Origin of the sequence: Mycobacterium sp. 852002-30065_SCH5024008, assembly GCF_001665645.1 — a bacterium.
Taxonomy (GTDB): Bacteria; Actinomycetota; Actinomycetes; order Mycobacteriales; family Mycobacteriaceae; genus Mycobacterium; species Mycobacterium paraffinicum.
The window spans coordinates 1-12651 of sequence record NZ_LZSZ01000133.1 but is presented as its reverse complement, the minus strand read 5'-3'; the positions used below and the strand labels follow the sequence as shown (position 1 = coordinate 12651).

Annotated in this window: 11 protein-coding genes and 1 pseudogene; 5 read left to right on the top strand and 7 right to left on the bottom strand. The window is 68.6% G+C overall.

The window, feature by feature from the left end; all coding sequences use genetic code 11:
• Window positions 1-144: 144 nt before the first annotated feature.
• Window positions 145-630, top strand: coding sequence for a hypothetical protein (locus A5781_RS17310; protein WP_067208806.1), 486 nt, complete (start codon window positions 145-147; stop codon window positions 628-630).
• Between the two features lie 3 nt (window positions 631-633).
• Here the strand turns inward: A5781_RS17310 and A5781_RS17305 are convergent, their stop codons facing one another.
• The 4 genes from A5781_RS17305 to galT form a co-directional block, all read right to left on the bottom strand.
• On the bottom strand, window positions 634-1317 hold the full coding sequence (locus A5781_RS17305) for a PAS and ANTAR domain-containing protein (protein WP_197503859.1): 684 nt from the start codon (window positions 1315-1317) through the stop codon (window positions 634-636).
• A gap of 411 nt (window positions 1318-1728) precedes the next feature.
• A complete protein-coding gene (locus tag A5781_RS17300) occupies window positions 1729-2448 on the bottom strand; it encodes a Mut7-C RNAse domain-containing protein (RefSeq protein ID WP_067208803.1) in 720 nt (239 codons plus the stop codon).
• Entirely contained in the window at window positions 2445-3536 is a 1092-nt protein-coding gene (locus A5781_RS17295; RefSeq protein ID WP_067208799.1) for a galactokinase, read from the bottom strand. Before A5781_RS17295 ends, A5781_RS17300 begins: the two co-directional genes overlap by 4 nt.
• A complete protein-coding gene (gene galT, locus A5781_RS17290) occupies window positions 3533-4612 on the bottom strand; it encodes a galactose-1-phosphate uridylyltransferase (protein ID WP_197503881.1) in 1080 nt (359 codons plus the stop codon). Before galT ends, A5781_RS17295 begins: the two co-directional genes overlap by 4 nt.
• A 107-nt stretch (window positions 4613-4719) precedes the next feature.
• Between galT and A5781_RS17285 the strand changes: the two genes are divergently transcribed.
• Window positions 4720-6933, top strand: a complete 2214-nt coding sequence (locus A5781_RS17285; RefSeq protein ID WP_067208810.1) for an FUSC family protein — start codon at window positions 4720-4722, stop codon at window positions 6931-6933.
• A gap of 7 nt (window positions 6934-6940) precedes the next feature.
• Here A5781_RS17285 and A5781_RS17280 read toward each other — a convergent pair whose 3' ends face one another.
• Window positions 6941-7348, bottom strand: coding sequence for a hypothetical protein (locus A5781_RS17280; RefSeq protein WP_067208793.1), 408 nt, complete (start codon window positions 7346-7348; stop codon window positions 6941-6943).
• Window positions 7349-7447: 99 nt separating this feature from the next.
• Between A5781_RS17280 and A5781_RS17275 the strand changes: the two genes are divergently transcribed.
• Together A5781_RS17275 and A5781_RS17270 are read left to right on the top strand one after the other, a co-directional pair.
• Window positions 7448-8701: a cytochrome P450 gene (locus A5781_RS17275; protein ID WP_067208790.1), complete on the top strand. Its 1254-nt coding sequence runs from the start codon at window positions 7448-7450 to the stop codon at window positions 8699-8701.
• Window positions 8702-8851: 150 nt separating this feature from the next.
• Window positions 8852-9524 (top strand): annotated as a pseudogene (locus tag A5781_RS17270) (FAD-dependent monooxygenase).
• Here A5781_RS17270 and A5781_RS17265 read toward each other — a convergent pair.
• A complete protein-coding gene (locus tag A5781_RS17265) occupies window positions 9525-10895 on the bottom strand; it encodes a cytochrome P450 (protein WP_067208786.1) in 1371 nt (456 codons plus the stop codon). It abuts the pseudogene before it with no gap.
• Window positions 10896-10940: 45 nt separating this feature from the next.
• On the bottom strand, window positions 10941-11813 hold the full coding sequence (locus tag A5781_RS17260; protein ID WP_067208783.1) for an alpha/beta fold hydrolase: 873 nt from the start codon (window positions 11811-11813) through the stop codon (window positions 10941-10943).
• Window positions 11814-11922: 109 nt separating this feature from the next.
• Here A5781_RS17260 and A5781_RS17255 point away from each other — a divergent pair.
• The coding region (locus A5781_RS17255; RefSeq protein ID WP_067208779.1) for an NYN domain-containing protein at window positions 11923-12651 on the top strand (729 nt) is incomplete at its 3' end.

Sequence of the window (12651 nt, the reverse complement as noted above, 5' to 3'; positions counted from 1 at the left end):
GCGTTGATGGACGCCACCAACATCATCGACGACCAGACCACCATCACCCCCTGACGAGGCACGCGATGGCGCCGCGGGGAACCCTCCGCGGCGCCATCAGCTCATCGCTAGGCCACGGAACCCCATTGGCCTTACGGTAATCGCATGCCAGAGCAGTCCTATGCGATAGACGCCGGGCACCCCCCGTCGGCGCTGCTGCGCATCGTCAACCCGATGCTGGGCTTCTTGCTGCGCACCCCGCTCGCCGGCGCCGCCCGTAAGCAGCTCATGGTGCTGAACTTCACCGGGCGAAAAACGGGCCGGCCGTTCTCACTTCCGGTGAGCGCCCACATGATTGACAATCAGCTGTACGCGCTGACCGGCGCCCCGTGGAAACAGAATTTCCGCGGCGGTGCGCCCGCGCAAGTCGTCTACGACGGCAAGCAGACCGCGATGCGCGGGGAGCTCATCCGCGACCGCGCCGTCGTCTCTGACCTCTTCCTGCGCTGCGCCGACTCCTACGGCGTTCGGCGCGCCCAGCGGATGATCGGACTGAAGTTTCGCGATCAACGCCTACCGACGCGGGAGGAGTTCGCCGAGGCGGTCGACCGCATGCACCTGGGAGCGGTGCGCCTGACTCCGGCTGAATAGCCGCTACTCGTCGGAGCTGCCCGCCCGCAGATGCGCGGTGAGGAGGCGTTGGTCGAACCGTGAGCGTGACGCGATCAGCTCCTTGCCCAATTCGGAGAAGTCTTTCGCGATTTGTTCGGCGAGCACGCCCAGCTTCATGTTGCGCACCTGGGACAACGATTTGAGCAGGTTGAAAGCCGCCAGCTCGTCGACGCCGTAGACGAGCATCAACATTCCCTTGGTCCGGTCGATGGCGCCGCGCCGCTCGGCGATCTCGGCCACCTCCGCGCTGATGTTCTCCTCGCGTTCGCGGTTCGATGTCGGTGTGACGTCGACGTAGAAGCCGTGGGTGCCGATGACCTCGCTGCTGCCGTCGCAGAACTGCTCGCCCACCACGACCACGTCATGGGTGTTGCCGCGGGTGTCGACGATGCGGTGCCTGGTGCTGAACGGCCGCCGGCGTTCGACCATCTCGTTGATGGTTGCCGCCACCTGGTTGCGATCCTCGGGATGCTTGTGGGAGATGACCAGCTCGGTGGTCGGGGTCACCGTTCCGGGTTCGTAGCCGTGCATCCGCTGCACTTGCTCCGACCATTCCCAGCGCTGGTCTTCGAAGTAGAAGCGAAACCAACCGGCGCGCTGCGGCGTACCGCCGGCCAAGGCCTGCTCCACCGCCGCCGTCTGGCCGTCTAGCTCCCAGGCCACCATGCACGCTCCCTGTTTGACGTCGCCGCCCGCGCAGTGAGCGACGCTTGACGGATGACGTCGCTTTGCCGCAGCCGAAGCTCGGACACGCGGCACAATTCGCGCGATCGGTCGACCTGCTCCCGCGCGCGTTGCATGGAACTGGCCGCGGAACGCCGCAGCGATCTGGCGGCATCAGCGTGCGCACCCCGGCCGGTCTCGCCGCTTCGCCGAAGAGCCTCCCGCAGCACGGTCGTCCGGCGCGCCGATCGGGCGCGGTGAGCCTTTTGCCGGCAGGCCGCCGTGCAGTAGACCGCGTCGGACCGGGCCGAGAAGCCCGCCCCGCACACTGCGCACGTCATCCCTGGCATATCCGTTACGTTACAGCTCTGGGGGCGTGTCACCGCTAGGACCACGGAATTGGCGCCTGGACGGTCAACCCAGCTGGTCGCGCAGCTTCTCGACGAGCCGGACCAACTTCGTGTAGTGAGACCCGGGCCAGTAGATCCGCCCGCATTCCGAGCACCGGCTGAACTCCTGGTAGTGCTGGCGCGTCAGCGGCTCCAACTGATCGATCACCTCGTCCTTGCTGACCCGGCTCAACGTGCCGTTGCAGCGCACGCACCGGGTGAGCGGCGCCAGCCGGTGACCCAGGTCCAGCCGTCGCAGCACGTCGAGCGCCTGCTCCTCGGGATCATCGGAACGGACGAACAGGCCATGCGTGATGGCGCGGCGCTTCAACAGGCCACGGTCACGGGTCAGCAGGATCCGGCGCTGCTCGCCGCTGATGTCGGCCAGCGTCTTGTCGTCGGCGTCGTTCGACCACCACACGTCCAACCCGAGCAGCCGCAGCAGCCACGCCAGCCTTCCGAGGTTGACGTCGACGACGAACCGCGGATCGTTCACCCGCCGCGGCCCGGGGTGCGCGGCGATGTGGTCGCCGAAACTCGGGCGGTAGGCGAAGTCCCGCGGGGACCCGTTCACCAGGATGAGGTCGACCTCGGTGTGCGGGATGCCCATCGCCTCCAGCACGTCCTTGACGGTCTGGTGCGGCCGGAAGGGGCGGCGCACCGCCAGGCCGCGCGACTCGGCGGGCAGGAAATCGTTGAGCTCGGCGAACGCCCGAACTTCGACATCGCCGATCGGTTCGGTCACCCACCCGGCCCCGCGCCGGCGGCGGCACGGGTTCGGGCGATCACCGGTTGCTCGAAACCGGCGTCGCCCACCGCGCGTCGCACCGCCTCACCGATCGCGCCGGTGCGGTCGGTCCGCACCAGCGCGATCACACAGCCGCCGAACCCCCCGCCGGTCATCCGCGCGCCCAGGGCGCCCGCCCGCACCGCGGTGTCCGCGATCAGGTCGATGTGTTCGGTGGTGATCTCGAAATCGTCACGCATGGACGCGTGCGAGGCGCTGAAGATTCGCCCCGCCTCGGCGAAGTCCGAAACATTGAGCGCCGCAACACAATCGATCACCCGCTGGTTCTCGCTCAGCACATGGCGGGCCCGGCGGCCGTCGACCGGATCGCGCACCGCGGCGGCCAGCGACGGACCGCGGTCCTGGACCTCGCGCAGCGACGACACCCCGAGATCCGCGGCCGCCCGCTCACACGACGCGCGGCGCGCGGCATAGTCGCCGTCGGCGTGGCTGTGGGGGGCGCGGGAGTCGATCACCAGCAGCGTGACACCGGCGGCATCCGGATCGAAGGCCACCGGCGCGACCGTGACATCGCGGAAATCGATCAGCAGCGCGGTCGCCGGCCGGCCGAACAGCGAGGCCAGCTGGTCGAGCAAACCCGTTGGGGCGCCGACGTAGTCGTTCTCGGCGCGCTGGGCGAGCCGTGCCTGTTCCTTCGGGTCGATGCGCACCCCGGCGGCGGCAGCGATGGCGCCCAGCGCAGCGCACTCCAGCGCCGCCGACGACGACAACCCCGAGCCCATCGCCACGTCGCTGGTGATCCGCATCGTGCCGCCGGGCACCGGGTGGCCGGCCTGACGCAGCGCCCACATCACGCCGGCCACGTAGGCGGCCCAGCCGGTCACGCCGCCGGGAGCGGTATCCAACGGAATGCGCACCGTCCCGTCCGCGCGGTCGCTGGCCACGGCGATCGCATCGCCGCGGTCTGGCGTGAACGTCACCACCGTGCGTTGCGGCAACGCGATCGGCAGCGCGAAACCCAGGTTGTAGTCGGTATGCTCCCCGATCAGGTTGATCCGCCCGGGCGCGGAGTACCGGACGGTCACGCGAGCTCCCGCAGTCGCTGGGCCACGCTCTCGGGCGTCACATCGCTGATGAACGCGTCCATCCCCGACTCCGAGCCCGCCAGGTACTTGAGCTTGGTGGCGCTGCGCCGGATCGACATCAACTCGACGTGGAAGTAGCCGTCGGCCTGCGCGTCGGTATCGGCGTACTGGTGCAACGCCGAAATATAGGGCAGCGGAGAGGAATACATCCGGTCGAATCGCCTCAGCACATCGAGGTAGACCCGCGCGAACCCGTCGAGTTCGTCCTCGTCAAGCTCGATGATGTTGCGCACGAACCTGTTCGGATAGATGTGCACCTCGACCGGCCAGCGCGCGGCGAACGGCACGAACGCGGTGAACAGGTCGTCGCGCGCGACGATTCGGCTGCCGTCCGCGACCTCGCCGGCCAGTAGGTCGGCAAAGAGATTGGTGCCGTGGTGCATTCGATGCCGGCGCGCCTGGCCCAGCATGGCGGCGGTTCGCGGCGTCAGATAGGGATAGCCGTAGATTTGACCGTGCGGGTGAGTCAACGTCACCCCGATCTCCTCGCCGCGGTTCTCGAAGCAGAACACCTGCTCGATCCCCGGGGTGGCCATCAGGTCGCCGGTGCGGTGCCGCCACGCGTCGAGGACCAGTCGGGCGTGCGCCGGTGCCAGCCCCGCGAACGAGCCGGTGTGGTCGCTGGAAAAGCAGATCACCTCGCAGCGGCCCTGCCCCCGGGCGGACACGAAGCCGTCACCGGCGGGCGCGAGCGCCGGTCCGGTGCCGGACAGGCTGGGGAACCGGTTTTCGAAGACGACGACGTCGTAGTCCGGGGCGGGCACCTCGCTGGTCAGCCCCGTCGGACCGGGGCACAGCGGGCACTGGTCGGGGGGCGGCTTGTAGATGCGGTCTTGGCGTAGCGCCGCGACGATCACCCACTGCCCCATCGTCTGGTCGAACCGCAACTCGGTCTGCTGCCCGTCGCGCGCCGGCAGCGGCCTACGGTCTTCGACCGGCGCCGGACGGTGCCCCGGCAGCGCGAAGAACAGCAGGTCACGGCCATCGGCCAGCTTCGCCCGCTTCGGCGCTGTCACGATGTCGAAGACTAGCTTGTGCCGAAGTTCGGGTAACCATGATGCGTTCAACAGGCGAGAAGGGGGGCGTGGCGATCAGCGTTTTCTACGAACAAGCCAGCAACTGGGTGATCGGCTCCGATCCCGGTCTGCTCCGGCTGCGTATGGCGACGCGGACGACGGCCGCGCTCGGCTGTTCGCTGCTGGCCCTGTACGTCCTGACCCGGGCGACGGGACAGCCGCTGACCGTCGCCTTGTTGGGCGTCGTCATCACGATGGTCGCGTCGCGCTCCGTCAACGAGCCGGACCCGCACCAGCAGCGGATCACCATGGCCCTGCTGCCCCTGCCCGCGGCCGTCTCCATCACGGCCGCCGCGGTGCTCGCGTCCCACCAGGTGGTCAGCGACGTGGTGTTCGTGGTGGTGGTGTTCACCGCCGCGTACGTTCGCCGCTTCGGGGCGCGCGGTCGGGCGCTGGGCATGGTCGCGTTCATGTCCTACTTCTTCACCCTGTATCTGCGAGCGCGCATCTCGGAGCTGCCGTGGATGATCGGGGCGGTCGCGGTGGGCACGGTCTGCACATTCGTGATGGCCACCTACGTCATGCCCGACCGGCCGGAGCGCGTGCTGTGGGCGACCGTCCGGGCGTTGCGGGCCCGGATGGCGATCGTCGTCGACACCACGGCCGAAGCCGTGCGTACCGGCCGCCTCGACGAACGGCGCCGGCGTCGCATGCGTGCGCGCACCCTCCGGCTCAACGAGACCGCCCTGATGGTGCAGAGCCAGATCGAGGACAAGGCCGACCCCGCCATGCTGTGGCCGGGTGTCACCGCCGAACAGTTGGCGCCGTGGCTGCTGGACGCCGAGCTGGCCGTCGAATGGGTGGCCACGGCCGGGCGCCGGGCCGCGGCGCTGACCGCGGAGAACCCGGACGCCATACCAAGCCAAACGCGGGCCGAGCTCGTCGACGCGCTCTCGCGGCTGGCGCGCGCCATCCGCCTCCCCGAACCCGGCGGCCTTCGACAGGCCGCCGCCCAAGCGCAGCGGCTGCTGGACGAGCAGTGCGACCCCGCCGACGACGACCCGGGCAGCGCCGCCGTGCGCCGCCTCGCCCTGGCGGTGATCAACGCCGCTACAGCGACTTCCGACGTCCGGGCCATCGTCGACCACGCCGCCGCCGGGGGTGTCGGCGGCGTGGAAACTAGGGGTAGCGAGCGGCCACCGGCCGGCGACGACGCGCCCCCGGACGAGGCCGCCGAACAAGCGCAGCCGGCGGGCCTACGGCCGACCACCCGGCAGGCCATCCAGGTCGCCGTCGCCGCGTCGCTGGCGATCGTCACCGGCGAACTGGTGTCGCCGGCCCGCTGGTATTGGGCGGTGATCGCCGCGTTCGTCATCTTCGCCGGCACCAACTCGTGGGGTGAAACCTTGACCAAAGGCTGGCAACGCCTGCTCGGCACCTTGCTCGGCGTGCCCTGCGGTGTGCTGGTGGCCACGTTGCTGGCCGGCGACCGGACGGCCGCGCTCGCCGGCATATTCGTGTGTCTGTTCTGCGCCTTCTATTTCATGACGGTCACCTATAGCTTGATGACCTTCTGGATCACCACGATGCTGGCGTTGCTGTACGGCTTGCTCGGCCAATTCTCATTCGGCGTACTGATGTTGCGGATCGAAGAGACCGCGCTCGGTGCGGTCATCGGAGCGACGGTGGCCATCGTCGTGCTGCCCACGCACACCAGGGCCTCGATCCGCGACGACACCCGCACGTTTCTGGCCAGCCTGTCGGCCCTGATCGAGGTGTCCGCCGCGACCATGTTCGGTGAGGACGAGAGCGTCAGCCCGTCGGAGCAGGCACGCCAGCTCGACCGGGACCTGCAGCAGTTCCGGGTCACCGCCAAGCCGCTGCTGGCTGGAGTCGCCGGCCTTGCGGGCCGGCGCAGCATTCGCCGGGCGCTGCGCATCTTCGCGGCCTGCGACCGGTACGGCCGTAGCCTGGCGCGCAGCAGCGAGCAGTACCAGGACCCGGTGGGGTCGCAGCCCCTTGCCGACACCTTCTCGGCCGCCGCCGCCCAGACGCGGCGCAACATCGACGCGCTGGCCGCCGCGATCGGCAGCGGCCGCGCGCCGACCATCGTCTCGGCCGCCGACGACCTCGACGCCGCCGAAACTCTGGCCCGGCAGCGAGACGGCGAGGCGGGATCATCGGGCCACCCGGGGCCAGATACCCGGCGATTCCTCACCGCGGTGCACGCATTGCGTCAGATCGAGCGAGCCGTCGTGACCGCGGCGACCAACCTGGGCGGGCGCGAAACGGCCAAGGCGCCCAGCCCGATTCGGGGCTGATGGCCGATCAGAGGCCCGGCAGGCACGCGGGAAAGTAGCAGGGCTGATTGGGCCCTTGGGCCTTTCGCACCAGGTCGAACAACTCGAACATGGTTTGCAACAGTCGCATTTCCACCCCCGGCAGCTGCGCCGGCGGGAGGTTTTGCACCTCGTTGGACACGGTCGTGGCCTGCTGCTGCAGCTGCGTCAGCCGTTGCTGTCGTTGCGGCGGGATGAGGTTGTCCCAGTTGTCGTGCAGTTCGGACACCTGCCGCTGCAGCTCTTCGACATCGGCTTCGGGATCGGACTGCCCGCCCGGTGCCAACGGGTAGGCGTGGCTCGGCACGGGCGCCGCGGCGATCTCGGCCTGCGCGCAACCGGCCCCCGCCACCGCGCCGGCGGCGAGGCCGGCCGCCACGATCGCAATGATTTTCATGAAGGCTTCTTTTCTTCAAGGCTCGGCTTTATGGTGCTGGCAGTAAGACATGTCGGGTTTGCTACCGATCCCAATAGGCACGTCTCCAGGAGAAGTCCGATGGCCACACCGAACCTCCCGCCGGGCTTCGATTTCACCGACCCCGATATCTATGCCCACCGGCTGCCGGTGCAGGAGTTCGCCGAACTGCGCGCGACGGCGCCGATCTGGTGGAACGAGCAGGCGCCCGACGCCGGCGGGTTCGGCGACGGGGGCTACTGGGTGGTGACCAAGCACCGCGACATCCGCGATGTCTCGCTGCGCAGCGACGTCTTCTCGTCCGCGACCAAGTCGATCGTCCCGCGTTACCGGGACGACTTGGCGGCCGGCCAGATTGAGGCGGGCCGGGCGTCGATGATCATGATGGACGACCCCGAGCACAGCCGGTTGCGCAAGATCGTCTCGCGGGCCTTCACGCCCCGCGCGGTCGAGCGGCTGCGCGCCGAATTATCGGAGCGGGCGCGGCGCATCGTGACCGAAGCCGCGGCGGCCGGGTCGGGCGACTTCGTCCGTCAGGTTGCCTGCGAATTGCCGCTGCAGGCCATTTCCGGGCTACTCGGGGTTCCGCAGGAGGATTACGACAAGCTGTTCGACTGGACCAACAACATGATCGGCAGCGACGATCCGGAGTTCGCCGGAAACGACGCGTTGACCTCCGCAGGCGAATTGATTTGGTATGCAATGCAATTGGCAGCACGCAAGCGCGAAGATCCCGGTGACGACATTGTCACCACGCTGATACAGGCCGATGCCGAAGGCCAGCACCTGTCCGATGCGGAATTCGGCATGTTCGTGGTCACCCTGGCCGTCGCCGGGAACGAGACCACCCGCAACTCCATCACGCAGGGAATGATGGCCTTCACCGACTATCCGGAACAGTGGGAGTTGTTCAAGGCACAGCGGCCCAAGACCGCCGCCGACGAGATAATCCGTTGGGCCACACCGATCACGGCCTTTCAGCGCACCGCGTGCCAGGACACCGAGCTCGGTGGTGTCCGGATCGGCAAGGGCCAGCGCGTGGTGCTGTTCTACCGGTCGGCCAACTTCGATGAAGAAGTCTTCGACGACCCCTACGCCTTCAACGTCCTGCGCAGCCCCAACCCGCACGTCGGATTCGGCGGCACCGGAGCGCACTACTGCATCGGCGCAAACCTGGCGCGCATGACGATCGACTTGATGTTCAACGCACTCGCCGATCACCTGCCCGACCTGACTCCGCTGGCGAATCCCGAGCGGCTGCGGTCGTCGTTCATCAACGGCATCAAGCACTGGCAGGTCGATTACCGGGGCGCGCGTACCCCCGTCGCCCACTAGACCAAGCGTCACGCTCACCGGCCGTCGAATGGAAATGGTCGCCGGCGTGTGTCACGTCCGCCGCCGCGTTACTGATGGGCGGCGAATTGCGAACGTTCCACCGTGAGCGGCTAGACGCCGCTCGGCAATGGTGCGAGCGTAGAGACCATCATGAGAATCGCCATCAGCGGTGCCGGCGTGGCGGGCGCGGCGCTCGGCCACTGGCTGCATTGCACCGGCCACACGCCGACGCTGATCGAACAGGCACCACACTTCCGCACCGGCGGCTACATGATCGACTTCTGGGGTGTCGGACCGCAGCATGTTCTTATTCGTCTTCCGCGCCGGGCATGACGGCCCCGGAATGTCGCCAAAAGACGAGCTGCGCAAAGAATTCGGCGCCATCGGCTGGGAAAGCCGGGACATGTTGGCAAAGCTCGACGACGTCGACGATCTGTACTTCGACGTCGTCAGCCAGATCCGGATGGACCGTTGGTCACGCGGCCGGGTGCTGCTGCTCGGCGACGCGGCCGGGTGCATCTCGCTGCTTGGCGGTGAGGGCACCGGCCTGGCGATCGCCGAGGCGTACATCCTGGCGGGCGAGCTCGCCCGCGCCGGGGCCGACCATCGCCGCGCCTTCGATGCCTACGAGGCGCGCCTGAGACCGTTCATCAAGGCCAAGCAAGCCGGCGCGGCGCGCAACATCCCGGCCTTCGCCACGAAGACCCACCTCGGGCTGTGGCTACGTAACCTGGCGATGCGGACGATGAATTTCGCACCCGTGGCAACGCTTTTCGCCGGCAACGTGCGCAAGGAATTAGCTCTGCCGGACTACGGCATATAGCTACCGCGCCGGCGTCTGCCTGGTCGCCGGCGCTGCGGCCGGAACGTCTTTGATTGCCCTCAATCGAATGCGCGCGCCGCGATGCGGTATCAGGACAACGAATTTCAGCTTCTGCCGTTCGCCGGCCGCGGTGGTGGTGCGCAACTCGGCCCGGCGCAGAATCTCGCGCAACACCACGCGCATCTCGACCATGGCGAAGCCGGCGCCCAGACAGCGGCGGTTGCCGCCGCCGAAAGGGAACCACGTCGTCGGGGTGAGGGTGGCGCCCAGCATGCGGTCCGGATCGAACCGGTCCGGATCCGGGTACACCGCGGCGCTGGTGTGCACCAGCCCGATTCCCGGCGCCACCATGACCCCGGCCGGCAGCCGGTAGCCGGCGACTTCGGCCGGTTGGGTGAGCACCCGCCCCACGTCGAACACCACCGGACGGATCCGCAACGTCTCCTTCACCAGCGCGTCGAGATACTCGTCACCGGCCGGATCGCCCGCGGCGCTGGCCTCGGCCGCGATCACGGCCTTGGCCAAGATGGCCGGGTGGCGGGTCAACCGCTCGAGCGCCCAGGACAACCCGTTGGCGGTGGTGTCGTGCCCGGCCACCAGCAACGTCATCAGCTGGTCCCGCAGCTCGCGGTCGGACATCGTGCGCCCGCCGTCGTCGGCGCGTACCAGCATGGCCAGCACGTCGGTGCGCCCGGCCAGGTCGGGGTCGGCGCGGCGCTCGGCGATCTCGGCGTAAAGCAGGCGGTCGGCTTCGGCCATTCGCCGACGCAGGCCACGCCATGGGAGGTAGCCCTGCAGCTCCGGCTTCGCCAGTGCCAGCGTCGCCCACGAACCCACGGTGAGCAGCTGCGGCATGATTTCACGCAGCGCGGTGAGCCGAGCCGGGTCCGTGGCGCCGATGACAGTGCGCAGGATCACCTCGAGGGTGATCTCCGACATCTTGGGCGCGGCCGCGAAGCTCTGTCCCACCGGCCAGCCGGCGACGTTCGCGGCCGCGATCTCGGCCATCAGTCCTGCCTGGCGTGCGACGGCGTCGCGATGGAACGGCGGCAGCATCAGACGGCGGCGATCCCGATGGACGTCCTCGTCGATGACGAGTAGAGAGGTATCGCCGAGCAACCCGCTCAGAATCGAATTCGCTTCGCCGGCATGGAAGACGTGCGGGTCACCGGCAAACACCGCCTTGATGTCTGCCGGGTCGGCCAGATACACCAGCGTTCCCATGCCCGCGACGCGCAGCGTGAACACGCTCCCATAACGACGGCGGCAGGCGGCGACAAAGTGCGATCCACGGTGCAGCATCAACGCGGCCTGTACCGCCCGGGGCAGCCGGGGCCCCGGCGGAAGCGCGGTAGGCGCGGCAGTGCGCATCACCGCAATTTTACGACGGGCCTGCGCACCGAAGCGACGCCTAGATCACATGTGCAGCTGTGAGCTCTCCGTTTGGCGGCGGTCGCCGGTCGCGATGAAGTCCTCGATCAGCTCGACCACCTGGTTCGGCGCCTCGACCTGCGCAAAGTGGCCGACGTCGGGCAGGATTTCGAGCCTGGCGTCGGTACGGGCCTCGTGCGCGGCGTACGCGTGATCGACGGGAATGATGGCGTCACGCTCGCCCCAGATCGCCATGACCGGCAAGTCGTCGCGCAGCCGCAGCCTGCTGAGCGCGCTGACCGCCTGGCCCCGGTAATCGACCACCGATCGCAGCGTGCGCAGGAACGACTGCCGGGTCTCGCCGTCGGACAGCGACGAGTAAGCGCTCCACATCTCGGCCCCGCGCGGCGAATGGATGCCGGCGCCACGCAACCACGACCTGAGCCGATTGCCGACGGCGAGGACGGGCTTCGGCGCGATGATCGGCAGCACCAGCTCCGCGCCGGGCGCCGAGAGCAGCCGCAGCACCCAGCCGACGTCGGGGCCCAGGCCGCCGCTGCTGATCAGGATCAACCGCTTGGCATAGTCGGGGTGTTGGTAGACGAACTGCATCGCGACCCCGCCGCCGAGCGACTGACCGACCAGGGTGGCCTGGCTGACGCCGAGTTCGTCGAGCAGATCACGAAGCCACACCGCGAAGGCGCCCAGCGAATAGTCCGTCCGGGGTTTCGCCGACTCGCCGTGGCCGAGCAGGTCAGGGGCGATGACCCGGAACTTCTTCGACAGCGTCGGTATCACCGATCGCCACGTCTCCGAGCTTCCGGCCATCCCGTGGATGAGTAGGAGCACCTCGCCGTCGCCCTCGTCGCGGTAGGCGACGCGATCGCCGTGCAGCTCCAGATACTTCAACTCGTTCATTGTTCGGGGATACCCGCTCTCGCCTCGCTTACGGCCGAGATCGGGCGAATCGTGACGGAAAACGCTTCCGGTCCCCACAGTGCCCGACGCCTCAGCCATGATTTAGTCCATGACCGAACCGGTTGCGGCCCGCGTGGCCGTCTACCTCGACTTCGACAACATCGTGATCTCCCGATACGACCAGGTCAACGGCCGCAGCTCGTTCCAGCGCGACAAAGCCAAGGGCCTCGAGCAGTATTCCGAGCGGCTGGACCGGGCCACCGTCGACGTCGGCGCGATTCTTGACTTCGCGTCGTCGTTCGGGACCCTGGTGCTCACCCGCGCCTATGCGGACTGGTCGGCGGATATCAACGCCGGGTACCGCGGGCAGCTGGTGGCCCGCGCGGTCGACCTGGTCCAGTTGTTCCCCGCCGCGGCCTACGGCAAGAACGGCGCCGACATCCGGCTGGCCGTCGACGCCGTCGAGGACATGTTCCGCCTCCCCGACCTCACCCACGTGGTGGTCGTGGCCGGCGACTCCGACTACATACCGTTGGCCCAGCGTTGCAAGAGGCTCGGCCGCTACGTCGTGGGCATCGGGGTGGCCGGCGCATCGAGCCGGGCGCTGGCGGCGGCCTGCGACGAGTTCGTCATCTACGACTCGCTGCCAGGGGTGCCGGCGCTCGAACCACAGGCCGCGAGCGAGGCGGAGGCGAAGCCGTCCAAGCAACGGGCCGGGCGCGCCAAGCCGGCGCAGCCCGACGAGCCGGAGCCACCCGATCCGCAGGCCGCCGCCACCGCGCTGCTGACGCGTGCGCTGCAAATCGGCCTGGAGAAGGACGACGTCGACTGGCTGCAC